The sequence below is a fragment of the Arthrobacter sp. Y3223166 genome (genome assembly GCF_059090935.1).
In genome coordinates, this window is record NZ_JBNHGE010000009.1 from 11,128 (window position 1) to 28,202 (window position 17,075).

The window sequence follows — 17,075 nt, forward strand, 5'->3', positions numbered from 1 at the left end:
ACAGCTGTCCCTTCACACTTAGGGATGCCTAACTAGCGGGTGGTTGCCGCCCGGACAAAGATAAAGTGTGGCGAGAGGAGTCCTGTCATGAGTAATGTGGACAGCTTCGGTTCCAAAGGCGTCTTGAACGTCGCCGGGACCGAGTACGAAATATTCCGGCTGAGTGCCGTTGAAGGTGCCGAGAGCCTTCCGTTCAGCCTCAAGGTCCTGCTGGAGAACCTGCTTCGCACCGAAGATGGTGCGAACATCACGGCGGACCACGTCCGCGCCCTGGCCGGCTGGAACCCCGACGCGCAGCCGGACACAGAGATCCAGTTCACCCCCGCCCGCGTCATCATGCAGGACTTCACCGGTGTTCCGTGTGTCGTCGACCTGGCCACCATGCGCGAGGCCGTCAAGGAGCTCGGCGGCGACCCGAAGCGCGTGAACCCGCTGGCCCCGGCCGAACTGGTGATCGACCACTCGGTCCAGATCGATGTCTTCGGCAACGCCGGCGCGCTCGAGCGCAACATGGAGATCGAGTACCAGCGCAACGGCGAACGCTACCAGTTCCTGCGCTGGGGACAGACCGCCTTCGAAGACTTCAAGGTGGTCCCCCCGGGAACCGGCATCGTGCACCAGGTCAACATCGAATACCTGGCCCGCACCGTGATGACCCGCGAGGTCGACGGCAAGCTGCGCGCCTACCCGGACACCCTGGTCGGCACCGACTCGCACACCACCATGGTCAACGGCCTGGGCGTGCTCGGCTGGGGCGTCGGCGGCATCGAGGCCGAGGCCGCCATGCTCGGCCAGCCCGTCTCCATGCTGATTCCGCGCGTTGTCGGCTTCAAGCTCACCGGCTCCATCCCCGCCGGCGCCACCGCCACCGACGTCGTGCTGACCATCACCGAGATGCTGCGCAAGCACGGCGTGGTGGGCAAGTTCGTGGAGTTCTACGGCGAAGGCGTGGCAGCGGTGCCGCTGGCCAACCGCGCCACCATCGGCAACATGAGCCCGGAGTTCGGCTCGACCGCCGCCATGTTCCCGATCGACGACGTCACCCTGGACTACCTGCGCCTGACCGGCCGCTCCGAGGAGAACATCGCCCTGGTCGAGGCGTACACCAAGGAACAAGGCCTCTGGCACGATCCGTCGCACGAACTGAAGTTCTCCGAATACCTTGAGCTGGACCTGTCCACCGTTGTTCCGTCCATCGCCGGCCCCAAGCGGCCGCAGGACCGCATCGCCCTGACGTCCGCCAAGAACCAGTTCCGCAAGGACCTGCAGAGCTACGTCGGCACCGGCAACGAGGACGCCCTGGACGAGGCCCTGGAAGAGTCCTTCCCGGCGTCGGACGCCCCGGCCATGACCTCCACGGTCCGTCACGCTGCCGCTGCGCAGGCCGGCGGCGTGAAGTCCGGCACCGCGCAGGCCGACGACCGTCCCTCCGGCGGTTCGGCCGCCCAGGGACGCCACGTCGCCCTGCCCGGCGACGGCCGCGCCTCCAAGCGCGTCCACGTCACCATGGAAGACGGGCGCGAGTTCGAACTGGACCACGGCGCGGTGTCCATCGCCTCGATCACCTCCTGCACCAACACGTCGAACCCGTCGGTCATGCTGGCCGCGGCCGTGCTGGCCCGCAACGCGGTGGAGAAGGGCCTGGCGTCCAAGCCGTGGGTCAAGACCTCCATCGCCCCGGGCTCCAAGGTCGTCACCGATTACTACGAAGAGTCCGGCCTGATCCCGTACCTGGAGAAGCTCGGCTTCTTCGTGGTCGGTTATGGCTGCGCCACCTGCATCGGAAACTCCGGCCCGCTGGAGCCCGAAATCTCGCAGGCGGTCCAGGACAACGACCTGTCGATCACGTCGGTGCTGTCGGGTAACCGCAACTTCGAAGGCCGCATCAACCCGGACGTCAAGATGAACTACCTGGCGTCCCCGCCGCTGGTCGTCGCCTACGCCCTGGCCGGCACCATGGACTTCGACTTCGAGAAGCAGCCGCTGGGCCAGGACCCGGAGGGCAACGACGTGTTCCTGAAGGACATCTGGCCGAACCCGGTCGAGGTCCAGCAGGTGATCGACTCCTCGATCAACAAGGAGATGTTCGCCAAGGGCTACGAGGGCGTGTTCGAGGGCGACGACCGTTGGAAGGCGCTCGAGACCCCGGCAGGCGATACCTTCGCCTGGGATCCGAACTCCACGTACGTGCGGAAGCCACCGTACTTCGAAGGCATGAGCGCCACGCCGGAGCCGGTGCAGGACATCAGCGGCGCGCGGGTGCTCGCCAAGCTGGGCGACTCGGTCACCACCGACCACATCTCCCCGGCCGGTTCGTTCAAGTCCGACAGCCCCGCCGGCCGTTACCTGCTGGAAAACGGCGTGGAGCGCAAGGACTTCAACTCCTACGGTTCCCGCCGCGGCAACCATGAGGTGATGATCCGCGGCACCTTCGCCAACATCCGGCTGCGCAACCAGCTGCTGGACAACGTGGAGGGCGGCTTCACCCGCGACTTCACTCAGCCCGGCGGTCCGCAGGCCTACATCTACGACGCCGCCATGAACTACCAGGCCGCCGGCACCCCGCTGGTGGTGCTGGCCGGCAAGGAGTACGGCTCCGGCTCGTCCCGCGACTGGGCCGCCAAGGGCACCGCGCTGCTGGGTGTCAAGGCCGTCATCGCCGAAAGCTTCGAGCGGATCCACCGTTCGAACCTGATCGGCATGGGTGTGCTGCCGCTGCAGTTCCCGGCTGGCGAGTCCGCTGCGTCGCTGGGCCTGTCCGGCACAGAGACCTTCTCCATCGAGGGCGTGACCGCGCTGAACGAGGGCACCACCCCGAAGACGCTGAAGGTCACCGCCACCGGCGAGGACGGCGGCACCAAGAGCTTCGACGCGGTGGTGCGGATCGACACCCCGGGTGAAGCCGACTACTACCGCAACGGCGGCATCCTGCAGTACGTGCTGCGCCAGATCTCGGCGAACTAGCCCCCGGTCCGGCACACACCGCACAGCGGCCCAACGCAGGGCGGGCGTCCGATGGACGTCCGCCCTGCGGCGTCTGGCCAGGGCACCAGCGTGCTGTAGGGCTCGGTCCCCGGCCCCGCGTCGGCCGCGTTGTGTGCACCCTCGCACCAGGGGAACGCAGAGTGGCGGAGGGATGGCGGTAGGATTAATCGACGCTTTGTGAAGGAAAGGACCTGCTCTGTGGGATTGCTCGAGACCATCCGCGAGCCGCGCGACCTGCGCCGGATCGACATGGTCCAGTTGCAGGACCTGGCCCGGGAAATCCGCCAGTTCCTGATCACGAACGTCGCACAGACCGGCGGACATCTCGGCCCGAACCTTGGAGTCGTCGAGCTGACCCTCGGCATCCACCGCGTGTTCGACTCCCCGCACGACAGCATCGTCTTTGACACCGGCCACCAGTCCTACGTGCACAAACTGGTCACCGGGCGGCAGGACTTCGGCACGCTGCGGCAGCAGGGCGGGCTGGCCGGCTATCCGGACCGCGCCGAATCGGTGCACGACATCGTCGAAAGCTCGCACGCGTCGTCGTCGTTGTCCTGGGCCGACGGCATCTCCCGCGCCCGCCGGCTGACCGGCGAAGGCGACCGCTACGTCGTCGCGGTGGTGGGCGACGGCGCCCTCACCGGCGGCATGGCATGGGAAGCCGTGAACAACATCGCCGCGGACCGAGCACGGCGCGTGGTGATCGTGGTCAACGACAACGGGCGCTCCTACGCCCCGACGATCGGCGGGCTGGCCGACCAGCTGGCCGCGCTGCGCCGGACCACCATCGACAAGGTCCGCACCCACCAGGCCTACGAAGGCACCCTGGACTGGTGGAAAAGGAAGCTGCAGTCGGGCGGGTCGCTGGGCCAGTTCGCCTACCGGAGCCTGCACGCGACCAAGAAGGGCATCAAGGACTGGTGGGCGCCGCAGGGCCTGTTCGAGGACCTGGGCATGAAGTACATCGGCCCGATCGACGGGCACGACCTGGAGGCCGTCGAGGCCGCGCTGACGCAGGCCAAGAACTACCGGGGCCCGGTCATTGTCCACACCATGACCGAAAAGGGCCGCGGCTACGCGCCCGCCCGCGCCCACGAGGCGGACCAGTTCCACGCCGTGGGCGTCATCGACCCGGAGACCGGCGAACCCGTAGAGTCCGGCGGCCGGCAGTCCTGGACCTCCGTGTTCGCCGACGAGATCGCCGAGATCGCCGACGAGCGCCAGGACATCGTCGGCATCACCGGCGCCATGCTGATCCCGGTGGGCCTGCAAAAATTCGCCAGCAGGCATCCGGACCGTGTCTTCGACGTCGGCATTGCGGAGCAGCACGCGCTGGCCAGCGCCGCCGGCATGGCCTACGGCGGACTCCACCCGGTGGTGGCCCTCTACGCAACGTTCCTGAACCGCGCGTTCGACCAGCTCCTGATGGACGTCGCGCTGCACAAGGCCGGCGTCACCGTTGTACTCGACCGGGCGGGGGTGACCGGCCCGGACGGGCCCAGCCACCACGGCATGTGGGACATGTCGCTGCTGCAGATCGTGCCGGGGCTGCACCTGGCCGCCCCCCGCGACGCCACCCGGTTGAAGGAAGAGCTGCGCGAGGCGGTGTCCGTCGACGATGCCCCCACCGTGGTCCGTTTCTCCAAGGGCTCGGTGGGGCCAGAGGTCGAGGCCCTGGAACGGCTTAAGGACGGCGTCGACGTGCTGGCGCGCCGGCCGTACGGCTCCACCGAAAACGACGTGCTGATCGTCAGCATCGGCGCCATGAGCGAACTGGCGCTGGATGTCTCGAACCGGCTCGGCGCCCAGGGCATCAGCTCCACCGTTGTCGACCCGCGCTGGGTGCTGCCGGTGCCCCGCTCGATCATCGGCCTTGCGGCCCGGCACCGGATCGTCGTCGTGATCGAAGACGGCGTGCGCGCCGGCGGCGTCGGATCCCGGATCCGCCAGGAGATGCGTGCCGCCGGTGTGGACACGGCGCTGAACGAGGTCGGCCTCCCGGTCGAGTTCCTGGTCCACGGCACCCGCGCCGAGGTTCTGGAGCGCGTGGGCCTCACCGCGCAGCAGGTGGCCCAGGACACCGTCGCGCAGGTGCTGGGCACCAAGGTCCCGTTCGCGCGCCCGCTGCCCGGCCAGGAACTGCCGACCGGCCAGATTCCCAAGATCCAGTGACCGGCCGCATTCCCGCCGAGGCCCGGCCCGGCGAGATGGTGGTGTTCCGCAACTGGAAGTACGACGGCGCTGCCCACTGGCTGGTGCCCGGCACCTACCTCGGCTCCGACGGTTTCGGCGACTGGATCTTCCAGCCGGCCGGCTCGCTGGTCGCCCGGCCCGGCATCGCCTTCTTCGCGGCCTCCGACGCGGTGCAGTTACTGCCACGGGAAGGCGACTACGTGGCGACGTTCTACGACGACACCTACCCGGGCGACTTTCGCATCTACATCGACCTGGCCACCGGCATCCGGGTGGACCCGCTGCTTCCGGCCGGCTGGGAAGTCCAGCTCACGGACATGGACCTGGACGTGGTCCGCTCCGTCAGCGGCGGCGTGTACATCGACGACGAGGACGAATTCGCCGAACACCGGGTCACCATGGACTATCCGCCGGCGCTGGCCGAACGGATCCAGGCCAGCTGCCTGGCGCTCTACGGGCAGGTGGCTGCAGAGGCCGCGCCGTTCGACGGAACGGCCCTGACATGGTTGAACAAAGGACGGACATGAGTTTCCTTCGGGTGTACAAGAAGAACGACGACGGCGGGCTGGTGTTCCGCGAGGCGTGGTTCGATGAAGACTACGGCCAGTTCGTGGTCAACCACGGAACGGTGGGCCACCAGAGCACCACGCAGGAGAGCCGGGACGTCGATGCCGAGGCCGCCGAGTCGCTGATGGACGCGTTCGCCGCCCAGTGCGCCGAAGACGGCTACGCGGAGCTCGCGCCGGGGGAGCAGCACTGGGTGATTGCCCAGTATGCGTTGAAGACGGCGGGCGGCAGCGACCGGGACCGTTACCTCGAGGACAAGGCCAAACGCACCATCACCGAGTACTTCGCCTGGCGCGGGCTCGGGACCGTGGAGAAGACCGAATTCGTCCCGCACAAGCTCAACATCTATGTCCTGGCGCCGGATGCGGCCAGGGCGGTGGCCGGCCTGAAGGTCTGCCTCCGCGAAGCCAAACTGGACTTCACCAAGCTGAGCATCGGCGTCGCGCCGCACGGGGACCTCGCCGCGGTTAAACAAAAGCATCCGCTGCCGGCCAAGACGGCGTTCAGCCTGTAGGGCCGGCAACCTGGTCCGCCCGGCCGCCGACGGGGACGGCGCTAGGCGCCCTCGGGCACGTCCAGGCCCGCGGCGCGCGCCGCCTCCCGGTAGGCGGCCGCCAGCGTAGCCACGCTGTGGTGCGCGTTGAGGCCGCTGGGATTCGGCACCACCCAGACCTCGGCGCCGCCTAGCGTTTCCGGTTGCCGGCCCAGCTGCGCCTTCGGCCGCTCAAAACCCACCCGGTAGGCGGTCACTCCCGCGACCGCCACCACCCGGGCCCCCAGGGTCTCGACCCGGGCCGCCAGGCGCCGGGCCCCGGTGCGCAGTTCCTCGGCACCCAGCTCGTCCGCCCTGGCGGTAGCCCGCGGGACAATGTTGGTGATGCCCACGCCGCGGTCGATCAGGTGGTTGCGGTCGGCAGCCGCCATGCCTTTCCCGGCGTAGATCTGATGGTCGGTGATGCCGGCCGCCGCCAGGGCCGGATAGAACCGGTTGCCGGGCCGGGCGAAGTGGGAGCCGGTGGCAGCCGACCAGAGGCCGGGATTGATGCCGACGAACAGCAGGCGCAGGCCCGGGCCCAGCAGATCGGGGACCAGCGCGTCCCGGTAGGCGAGCAGTTCAGCACGGGTAAAGGGCACAAAACCACTCTTTCACACGGCGTGCCGTCCCGGCCGCGAAACCGGCCGTATGCTCAGCCTCACGGCCCCAGCTCCGGACAGACGAAGGCACGGCGCCCAAGAAGGTGCGCCGTGCCCGTGCAGCGGCCCGCCGAGGCGGGCCGGCGAATCAGTCCGTGCCGGCGTCGAACGCTGCGCGGTCCAGCGCCTCGTCGGCCGCGCGGTCGGCCGGGTCGAGCTGGGCGGTGTCGGCGATTTCGCTCGCGCCGCCGGCTTCCAGCGCGCCCACGAGCTCGGCGGTGGGACCGCCCACCAGCCCCTGTGCCGCGTACTGCTCCAGGCGGGCGCGGGAGTCGGCGATGTCCAGGTTGCGCATGGTCAGCTGGCCGATGCGGTCCAGCGGACCGAAGGCAGCATCGCCCACGCGCTCCATGGACAACTTGTCCGGGTGGTAGCTGAGCGACGGGCCGGTGGTGTCCAAGATGGTGTAGTCCTCGCCGCGGCGCAGCCGCAGGGTGACCTCGCCGGTGACCGCCGAGCCCACCCACTTCTGCAGCGATTCGCGCAGCATGAGCGCCTGCGGGTCCAGCCAGCGGCCTTCGTACATCAGGCGGCCCAGGCGGCGGCCCTCGGCGTGGTAGCTGGCCACGGTGTCTTCGTTATGGATCGCGTTGAGCAGCCGCTCGTAGGCGATGTGCAGCAGGGCCATGCCCGGGGCCTCATAGATGCCGCGCGACTTGGCCTCGATGATGCGGTTCTCGATCTGGTCGGACATGCCCAGCCCGTGGCGGCCGCCAATGGCATTGGCCTCCTGCACCAGGGCGACGGCGTCGGCAAACTCCGTGCCGTTGATCGCCACCGGGCGGCCCGCCTGGAAGCGCACCGACACGTCCTCGGTGGGAATGTCCACGTCCTCGCGCCAGAAGGCCACGCCCATGATCGGCTCGACGGCCTCCAGACTGGTGCCCAAATGCTCCAGCGTCTTGGCCTCATGCGTGGCGCCCCAGATGTTGGCGTCGGTGCTGTACGCCTTCTCCGCGGAGTCGCGGTAGGGGAAGTTGTGCGCGGTCAGCCATTCGGACATCTCCTGGCGGCCGCCGAGCTCGGAGACGAAGCGCGGGTCGAGCCACGGCTTGTAGATGCGCAGCCGGGGGTGGGCCAGCAGCCCGTAGCGGTAGAACCGCTCGATGTCGTTGCCCTTGTAGGTGGAACCGTCGCCCCAGATGTCCACGCCGTCTTCCCGCATGGCGCGCACCAGCAAGGTGCCGGTCACGGCGCGGCCCAACGGGGTGGTGTTGTAGTAGGAACGGCCGCCGCTGCGGATATGGAAGGCGCCGCAGGCCAGCGCGGCCAGGCCTTCCTCCACGAGCGCGGGCTTGCAGTCCACCAGGCGGGAGATATCCGCGCCGTACTCGGTGGCGCGGCCGGGCACCGCGTCGATGTCCGGCTCGTCGTACTGGCCGAGGTCGGCGGTGTAGGTGCAGGGCACGGCTCCGCCGTCGCGCATCCATGCAACGGCAACGGACGTATCGAGTCCACCGGAGAAGGCGATGCCGACGCGTTCGCCGACGGGAAGGGAAGTCAGAACTTTGGCCATGGTTTCGATCATATGTGCAGCGGCACCCAAAGACAGAAGCGGCAACGCCGCGGCCCCCTGCGTGACGTGTCCGAACTCACTTGCGCGTCCGGGACGGGGGCCGGAGCCGGGATAGGATGCGAGGCGAACGGCAAAACCCCCAGTGACAAGGATGTAGCGATGGAATACCGGCGTCTCGGCAAATCCGGCCTCACCGTCTCGACGGTGGGACTCGGCTGCAACAATCTTGGCCGGTCCAACACCCCGACGGAAACGCAGGAAGGCACGGACGCGGTGGTCAAGGCCGCACTCGACGCCGGCGTGACCTTTTTCGACGTCGCCGACAGCTACGGGAAGACTCCGGGGCTGAGCGAGGAGTTCCTGGGCAGGGCGCTGGGATCGCGGCGCGACGACGTGGTGGTGGCTACGAAGTTCGGCATGGACATGCGGGGCGCCAACGGCGAAGACTTCGGCGCCCGCGGCTCGCGGCGGTACATTGTCAGGGCGGCCGAGGCGTCGTTGCGGCGGCTGGGCACCGATTGGATTGACCTCTACCAGTTCCACACGCCCGACCCGTTGACTCCGGTCGAGGAGACCCTGTCCGCGCTGGACGACCTGGTCCGCGCCGGCAAGGTCCGCTACATCGGCCACTCCAACCGGGCCGGCTGGCAGATTGCCGAGGCGGAATTCACGGCGCGGATGGGCGGCTACACCCCGTTCATTTCCAGCCAGAACCACTACAACCTGCTGGACCGCCGGGCAGAGCTGGAAGTCGCCCCTGCTGCCGAGGCCTACGGGCTGGGCCTGCTGCCGTACTTCCCGCTGGCCAACGGCCTGCTCACGGGCAAGTACAAGAACGGCAAGGCGCCGGAAGGCAGCCGGCTGACACACTCGCGCACCAACTTGCTCAAGGACGCCGACTGGGAGCAGTTGGGCGCCTTCTCCCGCTTCGCCGCCGACCGCGGACTAACGGAAATCGAGGTGGCCTTTTCCTGGCTTGCCACCCGTCCCGCAGTCGCGTCGGTCATCGCCGGTGCCACGAAGCCGGAACAGATCCGGCAGAACGCCCAGTCAGCGGGCTGGCACCCGACCGCCGAGGACCTGGCCGAGCTGGAAGGCATCTTCCCCGCGGTGCCGAAAGTGGCCCTGTTCTGAGACCTCCGAGGGGGCCGCGGCGGGAGCCGATGGAACGTTGGGAAGCCTTTTACGTTGAGGGCGCCAAGCAAGGCTGCCTCTACCGCCGGTGGGCGGATCACGTCCTCACCACGCGGATGGCTTTCGGGAGCGGGCCGGAGGGGTACCGCGCGGAATCCGTCATCCGGTTCGAGCCCGGGACGCGGCGGTGGGAGTCCTCTTCTTACCGGCAGGGGCCGGGCCGCCCCGAGGCAATCGCCCGCCGGGAAGACTTCGGGCTGACCGACACGAGCCTTCCCAGCTACGGGGAGTACCTGCTGTTGGCGGAAATGCTCGACTCCGGCGCCCAGGCCGTGGAGTACTTCCGGCTGGACGACGCCGCGCCGGCCGAACCCGACAACGGGGCATGGGCGCGGGTATCGCTGGCCGGCACCGAGACGGTGGTGCTGCCGGACGGCAGCCGGCCCTCGTGCGACCGCTACGACGTTGTCCTAAACGCTCGAACGACGGCGCCCGGCGGCGGCTTTCCCACCCCGACGGACTATCGGCCGGATACCGGGGCGGAGCTGGTCGGCGTTCACTGGGCGTCGGGCGGCCGTGTGGTCAAGAGCGACTGGCGAGGAGCCGAGTCCTTCCTCGCGCCGGATCGGAGGGCGGCAACCGCCGGCCTCGACCGGGCACTGATTGACTTCCTGGACACCGGATACGGTGACCGGCCGGCTGGGGCCGACTAGGACGCCTGCCCCGAGGGCTTCCAGACGGTTTCAGACGGTGACGGTGATCCACTCGCCGTCGATGGCCGCCGCGAAACGCGGCAGGGGAGCGGGTGCCGGACCGCCGGTTACCGTGCCGTCGGCGAGCGCGAAGGTCGAGTTATGGCAAGGGCACACGAATTCGGCCTTCGTCGGGGTCACGCCGCATCCCTGGTGCGTACAAACGGCGCTGTAGGCCAGGACGGTAGTTTCATCTGGGCGGTGGATGAGGATCTTCTCCCCGCCTGCCTCGCCGCTGGCGCTGCCGCCAACCGGCACGTCGCTGAGCTTCCCGACCCGGACCGGCGTGCCGTCGCTGGCAATCGGGGAAGCGGAGGCACCTTGTGCCCCTGTGTAGTCCTGGAGCGGGGAACATGCGGTGAGCGCGCCCACCGAACCGACGGCGGTCGTGGCGGTCAGGATGGCGCGGCGCGAAGGCAGGGACGAACTCATGTCCGCTATTCTCCCGGACGGTGCCGGTAAATTTCCAAACCGACTGCCGACCGCGCAGGGCCCAGCGCGTAAGCGATCAAGCGACGACGGTGATCCGTTCGCTGTCAATGGCCGCTGCAAAGCGCGGCAGCGGTGCCGATGCCGGTCCGTCGAGCACCGAGCCGTCGCCGGCGCTGAAGACCGAGCCGTGGCAGGGGCAACGGAACTCCTCACCCGCCGGCGCCACGGTGCACCCTTGGTGCGTGCAGACTGCGCTGTAGGCCAGGACGGTAGTCTCGTCGGCGCGGTGGATGAGGATTTCCTGCCCGCCCGCTTCGCCATTGGCGCTGCCGCCAACCGGCACGTCTGCGAGCTTCAGGACCTGTACAGCAGCGCCTCCGGAGGTGGCCGGGGCAGGTTTTCCGCCGGCCTCGCCGCCGCCGTTCCCCGCCGGCGCACAGGCAGCCAGTACACACGCCGAGCAGGCCGTTGCGGAGGCGGCCATGACCGAGCGTCGCGAGGGACCGGCATCGGGCTTCATGCGCTGACCTTCCCCCTGAGCGGTATGGGTGCCTTTCGCAAAGGGTAGACGTCCGGGCCCATGGGTTGGTTCAGCCGGCTCATGAAAGGGTTTTCGCGCAGGAACCTGCAGTACATGGCCACCGTTGCCAAAGCCTGGCCGGATGCAATCCGGTCTGGCTGTGTCCGGCGTCTGTCCTAGGACGGAACAGGAGGATCGGATGAGCGTGTGGACGTCGGAACGACCGCGAGGGGTTCAGGGCTTCATTCTGCGGTTGTCCCCCAATCCTGCAACCACCCATAATGACGGTGTGGCTATGTCGCTGCTGTTCGGCATCGTGACTTCCAGCGCCCTGATGCTGGGTGGATTTATCGGTGTGCGTTTCGAACTGCCCAAACGCGTCCTGGCGATCATCCTGTCCTTCGCAGCGGGCGCCCTGGTCACCGCCCTGACTTTCGAACTCTTCGAGGACGCCTACCAGCGCGGCGGCATCTGGCGCGCAGCGGTGGGCCTGTTTGTCGGCGCGGTGGTGTTCACGACGTTGAGCGCGCTGCTTGACCGCTGGGCGCAGGCCGGGTCGAACCCGGTTGCGGCGGACGAGTACCGGGGCAGCCCCAAGCTCGATACCGACGCCGCCGCCACCGGGCGTGCGCCGGGGCCGGCATCCACCCGGGGTGCGGCCGGTCTGGCCCTGCTGGCCGCCGCTACGCTCGACGGCATACCGGAGAACCTGGCGCTGGGCGTCTCCCTGGGGGAGGGGACTGGCGGGCTGGCGCTCCTGGCCGCGATCTTCGTCTCCAACCTGCCCGAGGCCCTGGTCGGGGCAGCCTCGATGCGCAGCCAGGGCATGTCCAGGCCCGCCATCATCGGACTGTGGGGTGTGTGCTCAGTGCTGCTGGTCATCGCCGTCGTGGTCGGTGCCGGGCCGCTGTCCGGTACCGACCCCGAGACGATCTCGCTGCCATTGGCCTTCGCGGCCGGCGCGGTGATCGCCGCACTGGCCGACACCCTGATGCCGGAGGCATACGAACACGGCGGACCGGCGGTCGCCCTGAGCACCGCGGCCGGGTTCGTGCTCTCGTTCCTGCTGTCCCTCGCGTGAGAACCGGCGCCGCTAACGACCCTCCGTGCCCCCGCATCGACCCGCGCCGTTATCTGGGGTTCCGAGTTAGTCCGCAAGGTTTGTTCGATCTGGAGATGGGCACCGGCGGCTCGTTCAACAACTGCGCCCGGTTCACGCCCAGCGCGAACGATATACCGGAACGGTCGCTGGCCTCGCTCGCGGCCACCAACCGTGACTTCGCCACCGGCGGTTCCCCCTGGCAGACCGCTGGCGAGCCGGGCGAAAACCGCACCTACCGCGGAACCTGGCGCTTCGATACCACCGGCATGTCGCAGGTCGAGATCAACGCCCTGCAGGGCGCCCGGGTCCATGTCGACCTGGTCTGGGAGCTGCAGTCGGATGAATCGCCCACGCAGCCGTAAGCCGGTTCCGTCAGTTCCGTGACCCGCCGGCTGCCCGGCAGCGCCTTGCGTCCTCTCTTCTCCCGCGACGGCTGGCTGCTGTACATCGCGTCCACGCTCTCGCGGTTGTATCTGGGCATCGCCCTGAGCCTGGTGCTGATCGGCCTGCTGCCTGCGCTGTTCGGCTGGCATACCAGCGTGATCCAGAGCGGTTCCATGGAACCGCACGTCGGCGCAGGGGACGCGGTGGTGTCCGCGCCCTTAGGCAGTGATGACCCGGTTTCGCCGCTTCCACTGATTTTCGCGCGGCAAGGCCCCTAGCTGAGCAAGTGGGATAGGGCGGTTACGACGCCATGTTCCTCATTCGTTGGCGCGGTGTAACGGGCGCGGGAACGCAGGATCGGATGGGCGTTGTCCATGGCGAACGACAGGTCGGCGCGGTCGAACATTTCGAGGTCGTTCAGGAAGTCGCCGAACACGACGGTTTGAGCGGCATTCACGCCCAAGGTCCGTTGCAGTTCCTGCACGGCTCGTCCTTTATTGGTGCCCGGGGCCATGATGTCGATCCACTGCTTACCGGAGACGGCCATCTGGTGGCTGGATGCCAGTGGAGCGACGATGCTTCTCGCGCTGGACTCAACGTCGGTGGAGTCGTAGATCGCGAGCTTGAGGATGTCATCGGTGACAGTGGTGAGATCCTCGACCGTGGTGAGTTCGGCGTAGTAGGTTTCCGCCTCCCGGATGAATCCAGCATCGCGTCGCTCGATGTAGGCACTGCGGCGGCCGCATACGACCAGGCCGAGGCTGTTCGCGGTTTCCGTTGCATGGCGAACCGCGTGAATGACGTGCGTGACAGTGGGCTCGTCCATGTAGGTGGCGGAGAGTACTGCGCCGTCACGGACAACAAGGGAGCCGTTCTCGGCGATGAAGGTGGCACCTGCTGGTGCACTGGGGAACATGCGGGCCAAAGTGGCGTATTGCCTGCCGCTGGCGGGTACAAATGTGATGCCACGGGCACGCATCCGCTCCAGCAACGGCCAGAACCCGGCAGGAACGTTACCGTCCCCGTCCAGCAGGGTGCCATCCATATCGGAGACCACCAGACGCACGTCGTGAAACCCGCTCGGGATCGAGGACCAAGGCTCAGCGCTTCGAGCAACACCACTCATCGTGCCTCGTTGTCTTGACCATGATCGCCGCTGCCGCGGAATCCTAAGCTAAACATGGTTCTTAACGCTACAGACAGGGGATTGGTAAAGCGACTTCAGAACGACTTCCCGGAGGGTAGGACTCGCGGGGGCGCTTTCTGTGGACGAGTTGTTCACTCTCAGACGTGCCGTTGCATCTATACCAGGCAGTCGGTGTGGACTCCCTGTGGAGGGGTGGCGAAGTGCGGGAGCATCCGCGGCGCCCCTCGCCTTGGCAAGCCTTGGATTGGTCTTCCCCAACGAGAGGAGACGTTCATGTCCTTGGACCAAGACCGCCGCAACAAGTCATACCGACTGCAGGTCGCCGGAGTCTTGGATCGGCGCTGCCGGGCTTGTCGTTGCACTGTTCCGAGCCGTCTTTGACGACCTTTGGAACTCCGCTGGACGTTGAACATGGATGCCTTTCCCTGATAAACCTCAGACGTAAGCGCTGTTATCGGCTCAACGGGTGGAGGCCCGACAGCTGAATGTAGTCCAGCTGATTGAACTCAGCGCCTCTTTCGATCACTTCGCGGGAATTGCTTGCGCTCCGTCCCTGCATGCCTGACGGGGTTCATTGGCCGGGTGCACGCCCTGAAGTGCGGCGTTGACTACTTGGTGCGTAACCCTGCATTCAGCGGAAACTGGCGCAGTACGGCCCCGGTCCAGAGGCCGCCCGCGATCATGTCCATGAGCAGCATGGAGATCGGCCTCGGGATTGAGCTCTCCGCGGGCCTTTGCCTTGTCGAAGACCTGTGCCTCGTTAACCAGCCGACCGTGAAGAAGCCCTAAATCCGGGCGGCCAGGTCCTCGTTCACGACGGCCGCGGACAGGACGGCGACCACGACGTTGGAGGCGGGAGGCACGGTCAGCAGTGCCGCAATCCGGTCGGCCAAAACCTGCAGGTCGACTCGGAGGGTCTCGGTTTCAGGGACGGCGAGGGTCAGCATCGGGGGCATCAATGAAGGCAGCGCCCAGGAGTTCTGCCTTGGACTTCCACCACCGGTAGATCGTCGTCTTGTTAACGCCGGCGGCCTCGGCCACCCCTGCTGAACCGCTCGTATCCCCGCTTCTGGAATGAAGCTCTGTACTGCCCTGAGCGCTGATCAAACCAAGGTGCTGAAGGCCTCAGCCTTGTCTTTTGTCCCTTGGACTATTATTTGATCGTCGTCGTAGAGCACAGTTTGTTGGGTGGTGTGCTCCCACTGCCCACCCTTGCGCTTGACAGCGACTACTGTGATGTCGAACTTTGAGCGCAGCTGCAGCAGGCCCAGCGGACGGTCCTGGGCTAGCCCGGGCGGGATGGTTCGGATCATGACGAAGTTATCTTCGAATTCGACGTAGTCCAGCATTGCCCCGCGGACCAAGTGCGCCACCCGGCGGCCCATGTCGTGCTCGGGCCGGATCACGTGGTGCACGCCCAACTGTTCGAGGATCTCGGCGTGCGGCTCACTGATGGCTTTGGCCCAAATCGCGGGCCTGGCGAACTTGAGGAGCCGCGAGGTGGTGAGAATGCTGGCTTCCACGTCTGTTCCGATGCCCACCACAGCGCGGTCGAACTCGTGTACAGAGAGCTGTCGCAGCACCTCGTCTTTGGTGGAGTCGGCACGGACTACGTGGGTCAGCAGCCCGTTGAAGGACTGAACGGTCTCTTCGTCGGCGTCGATGCCCAGGACCTGGGTGCCCAGGGACTCGAGCTCCAGCGCCAATGCTCCGCCAAAACGGCCGAGGCCGATAACAACGACGGACCCCGCCTCGGCGATCCGGTCGAAGGAGCGTGAGGGGAAGGGGATTCTAGCCAATGAGCGGCCTTTCTTTCGGGAACTCGTACAGGATCGGTCGCGCGCGAAGCGCCAGCGCGGAGGCCAGCGTGACCGGTCCCAGACGGCCGACGAACATGAGGATGATCAAAATCGACTGTCCGGCAGGTGGCAGCGAGGCAGTGATGCCGGTGGAAAGGCCGACGGTGGCGAAGGCGGAGATAGCTTCGAAGAGCAGTTTTTCCATGCCCGCGTCGGAGAGGAACATCAGGGCCATGGTGGCTGTGACTACCAAGGCGATGGCCAGCAGCACAACGGTCATGGCTTGGCGGTGTACAGAACGGGACAGTCGCTTGCCGAAGATGTTTACGGCGGCGCCGCCGCGGATTTCTGTGTAGAGGATGAAGTAGAGCACTGCGAAAGTAGTGATCTTCAGGCCACCGGCGGTGCCTGCAGGGCCGCCGCCGATGAACATCAGTATGTCCATGCCTAGCCAAGACACCGGGTTCATCTGGCCAATCTCGATACTGTTGAATCCAGCGGTGCGGGTGATGACGGACTGGAAGAACCCGGCCAGCACCCGTGCGGCGGGGTCCAGCGAGCCGAGCGTCGCCCGGTTGGTCCACTCCACCGCGGTGATGAAGACGGTACCTGCCCCCAGCAGCACGGCCGTGCCGGCCAGCACGAGTTTGGTGTTCATGGACCAGTGGATCGGACGCCGGTAGTGCCGGCCGAGCTCGAACAGCACCGGGAAGCCAAGCCCGCCGATGATCACCGCGCTGGCGATCGGCAGGCAGATCCATGGGTCCGCGACGAAGCCCATCAGGTTGTCTGAGAACAGGGCGAAGCCGGCGTTGTTGAAGGAGGAAACGGAGTGGAAGACTCCCAGCCAGAGGGCTTCCCCGGCAGAGTGTCCGTATCCGGTCATGAAGCGTGCCGTAAGGACCAACGCCAGCACGGCTTCGGTAATGAGGCTGATCCTCAGGACGCCGAACAGCACGCGCCGCACGTCGCCAAACCCGGTGCTTTTGGTTTCGGCGGCCGCGGAGATGCGGGAGCGAAGTCCAAGCCGTCCTGCCATCAGCACACCCAGCAGAGCTCCGAAGGACATTACGCCGAACCCGCCGAGCTGGATGAGGACCATGATCACCGCTTGCCCGAATGGGCTCCAGTAGACGGAAGTATCAACGATGATCAGCCCGGTCACGCACACCGAGGACGTCGCCGTGAACAGCGCCTCCAGGAAGGTGGCACCGCCAGGGCCCTGCTTCGACATCGGCAGCATCAGAATGGCCGTGCCGGCCAAGATCGCTGCGATAAAGCCAAGGACTATCACCCGGGACGGATGCCGCGGGCGTACTCGTTGCAGGAGGACGGCACCCGTGGGAG

At 67.1% G+C, this 17,075-nt stretch carries 18 protein-coding genes; 9 read left to right on the forward strand and 9 right to left on the reverse strand.

All coding sequences use genetic code 11. The features are described 5' to 3' along the window. Positions 1-87 precede the first annotated feature (87 nt). The 4 genes from AC5RUH_RS06370 (at position 88) to AC5RUH_RS06385 (ending at position 6,262) form a co-directional block, all read left to right on the forward strand. The gene (locus AC5RUH_RS06370) at positions 88-2,964 is read left to right on the forward strand and encodes an aconitate hydratase (RefSeq protein WP_494050035.1); all 2,877 of its coding nucleotides are present in this window, start codon (positions 88-90) and stop codon (positions 2,962-2,964) included. A 219-nt stretch (positions 2,965-3,183) separates the two neighbouring features. Next, positions 3,184-5,160 carry a 1-deoxy-D-xylulose-5-phosphate synthase gene (gene dxs / locus AC5RUH_RS06375; RefSeq protein ID WP_494101459.1) on the forward strand — a complete coding sequence of 659 codons (1,977 nt, stop codon included), beginning with the start codon at positions 3,184-3,186 and terminating at the stop codon, positions 5,158-5,160. Beyond that, on the forward strand, positions 5,157-5,708 hold the full coding sequence (locus AC5RUH_RS06380; RefSeq protein WP_494101458.1) for a DUF402 domain-containing protein: 552 nt from the start codon (positions 5,157-5,159) through the stop codon (positions 5,706-5,708). The genes dxs and AC5RUH_RS06380 overlap by 4 nt, the downstream gene beginning before the upstream one ends. Beyond that, positions 5,705-6,262 (forward strand): hypothetical protein, encoded by a 558-nt coding sequence (locus AC5RUH_RS06385; RefSeq protein WP_494050032.1) that lies wholly within the window; start codon positions 5,705-5,707, stop codon positions 6,260-6,262. Before AC5RUH_RS06380 ends, AC5RUH_RS06385 begins: the two co-directional genes overlap by 4 nt. Before the next feature lie 41 nt (positions 6,263-6,303). Here AC5RUH_RS06385 and mug read toward each other — a convergent pair whose 3' ends face one another. Beyond that, positions 6,304-6,882, reverse strand: a complete 579-nt coding sequence (gene mug, locus AC5RUH_RS06390) for a G/U mismatch-specific DNA glycosylase (RefSeq protein WP_494128172.1) — start codon at positions 6,880-6,882, stop codon at positions 6,304-6,306. A gap of 148 nt (positions 6,883-7,030) precedes the next feature. Further along, positions 7,031-8,458, reverse strand: coding sequence for an argininosuccinate synthase (argG, locus tag AC5RUH_RS06395; protein WP_494101457.1), 1,428 nt, complete (start codon positions 8,456-8,458; stop codon positions 7,031-7,033). A gap of 159 nt (positions 8,459-8,617) precedes the next feature. Here argG and AC5RUH_RS06400 point away from each other — a divergent pair, with 159 nt between their 5' ends. Next, complete coding sequence (locus AC5RUH_RS06400) at positions 8,618-9,592, forward strand: aldo/keto reductase (RefSeq protein ID WP_493999531.1); 975 nt, start codon at positions 8,618-8,620, stop codon at positions 9,590-9,592. 29 nt (positions 9,593-9,621) lie between these two features. Next, positions 9,622-10,305, forward strand: a complete 684-nt coding sequence (locus AC5RUH_RS06405) for a hypothetical protein (protein ID WP_494128173.1) — start codon at positions 9,622-9,624, stop codon at positions 10,303-10,305. Positions 10,306-10,335: 30 nt separating this feature from the next. Here the strand turns inward: AC5RUH_RS06405 and AC5RUH_RS06410 are convergent, their stop codons facing one another. Continuing rightward, positions 10,336-10,776, reverse strand: a complete 441-nt coding sequence (locus tag AC5RUH_RS06410) for a Rieske (2Fe-2S) protein (RefSeq protein WP_494050028.1) — start codon at positions 10,774-10,776, stop codon at positions 10,336-10,338. Positions 10,777-10,852: 76 nt separating this feature from the next. Next, positions 10,853-11,296 carry a QcrA and Rieske domain-containing protein gene (locus AC5RUH_RS06415; protein ID WP_494050027.1) on the reverse strand — a complete coding sequence of 148 codons (444 nt, stop codon included), beginning with the start codon at positions 11,294-11,296 and terminating at the stop codon, positions 10,853-10,855. A gap of 289 nt (positions 11,297-11,585) precedes the next feature. Here AC5RUH_RS06415 and AC5RUH_RS06420 point away from each other — a divergent pair, with 289 nt between their 5' ends. The 3 genes from AC5RUH_RS06420 to AC5RUH_RS06430 all read left to right on the forward strand — a co-directional run bounded on the left by AC5RUH_RS06420 (position 11,586) and on the right by AC5RUH_RS06430 (position 13,060). Then, positions 11,586-12,377, forward strand: coding sequence for a ZIP family metal transporter (locus AC5RUH_RS06420; RefSeq protein WP_494013846.1), 792 nt, complete (start codon positions 11,586-11,588; stop codon positions 12,375-12,377). A gap of 80 nt (positions 12,378-12,457) precedes the next feature. Continuing rightward, positions 12,458-12,760, forward strand: a complete 303-nt coding sequence (locus tag AC5RUH_RS06425; RefSeq protein WP_494101750.1) for a hypothetical protein — start codon at positions 12,458-12,460, stop codon at positions 12,758-12,760. A 45-nt stretch (positions 12,761-12,805) separates the two neighbouring features. Next, positions 12,806-13,060: a hypothetical protein gene (locus AC5RUH_RS06430; protein ID WP_494101749.1), complete on the forward strand. Its 255-nt coding sequence runs from the start codon at positions 12,806-12,808 to the stop codon at positions 13,058-13,060. Here the strand turns inward: AC5RUH_RS06430 and AC5RUH_RS06435 are convergent. The 5 genes from AC5RUH_RS06435 to AC5RUH_RS06455 form a co-directional block, all read right to left on the reverse strand. Further along, positions 13,057-13,908: an HAD family hydrolase gene (locus tag AC5RUH_RS06435; RefSeq protein WP_494013847.1), complete on the reverse strand. Its 852-nt coding sequence runs from the start codon at positions 13,906-13,908 to the stop codon at positions 13,057-13,059. The two genes, AC5RUH_RS06430 and AC5RUH_RS06435, sit on opposite strands and share 4 nt — an antisense overlap. 806 nt (positions 13,909-14,714) lie before the next feature. Then, complete coding sequence (locus AC5RUH_RS06440; RefSeq protein ID WP_494101748.1) at positions 14,715-14,876, reverse strand: hypothetical protein; 162 nt, start codon at positions 14,874-14,876, stop codon at positions 14,715-14,717. Further along, the gene (locus tag AC5RUH_RS06445; protein ID WP_494101747.1) at positions 14,854-14,970 is read right to left on the reverse strand and encodes a TetR family transcriptional regulator; all 117 of its coding nucleotides are present in this window, start codon (positions 14,968-14,970) and stop codon (positions 14,854-14,856) included. The genes AC5RUH_RS06440 and AC5RUH_RS06445 overlap by 23 nt, the downstream gene beginning before the upstream one ends. Positions 14,971-15,032: 62 nt before the next feature. Further along, positions 15,033-15,728 (reverse strand): potassium channel family protein, encoded by a 696-nt coding sequence (locus AC5RUH_RS06450; RefSeq protein WP_493999541.1) that lies wholly within the window; start codon positions 15,726-15,728, stop codon positions 15,033-15,035. Beyond that, a complete protein-coding gene (locus AC5RUH_RS06455) occupies positions 15,721-16,971 on the reverse strand; it encodes a TrkH family potassium uptake protein (RefSeq protein ID WP_494101752.1) in 1,251 nt (416 codons plus the stop codon). The genes AC5RUH_RS06450 and AC5RUH_RS06455 overlap by 8 nt, the downstream gene beginning before the upstream one ends. Between the last annotated feature and the right edge of the window lie 104 nt (positions 16,972-17,075).

Excerpts from the sequence above, each read along its gene's own strand:
- AC5RUH_RS06400 (WP_493999531.1), top strand. The coding sequence starts at position 8,618 with ATGGAATACCGGCGTCTCGGCAAATCCGGCCTCACCGTCTCGACGGTG.
- argG (WP_494101457.1), bottom strand. The coding sequence starts at position 8,458 with ATGGCCAAAGTTCTGACTTCCCTTCCCGTCGGCGAACGCGTCGGCATC.
- AC5RUH_RS06435 (WP_494013847.1), bottom strand. The coding sequence starts at position 13,908 with ATGAGTGGTGTTGCTCGAAGCGCTGAGCCTTGGTCCTCGATCCCGAGC.
- AC5RUH_RS06385 (WP_494050032.1), top strand. The coding sequence starts at position 5,705 with ATGAGTTTCCTTCGGGTGTACAAGAAGAACGACGACGGCGGGCTGGTG.
- AC5RUH_RS06410 (WP_494050028.1), bottom strand. The coding sequence starts at position 10,776 with ATGAGTTCGTCCCTGCCTTCGCGCCGCGCCATCCTGACCGCCACGACC.
- AC5RUH_RS06370 (WP_494050035.1), top strand. The coding sequence starts at position 88 with ATGAGTAATGTGGACAGCTTCGGTTCCAAAGGCGTCTTGAACGTCGCC.
- AC5RUH_RS06415 (WP_494050027.1), bottom strand. The coding sequence starts at position 11,296 with ATGAAGCCCGATGCCGGTCCCTCGCGACGCTCGGTCATGGCCGCCTCC.
- AC5RUH_RS06455 (WP_494101752.1), bottom strand. The coding sequence starts at position 16,971 with ATGCTGCCGATGTCGAAGCAGGGCCCTGGCGGTGCCACCTTCCTGGAG.
- AC5RUH_RS06440 (WP_494101748.1), bottom strand. The coding sequence starts at position 14,876 with ATGCTGACCCTCGCCGTCCCTGAAACCGAGACCCTCCGAGTCGACCTG.
- AC5RUH_RS06405 (WP_494128173.1), top strand. The coding sequence starts at position 9,622 with ATGGAACGTTGGGAAGCCTTTTACGTTGAGGGCGCCAAGCAAGGCTGC.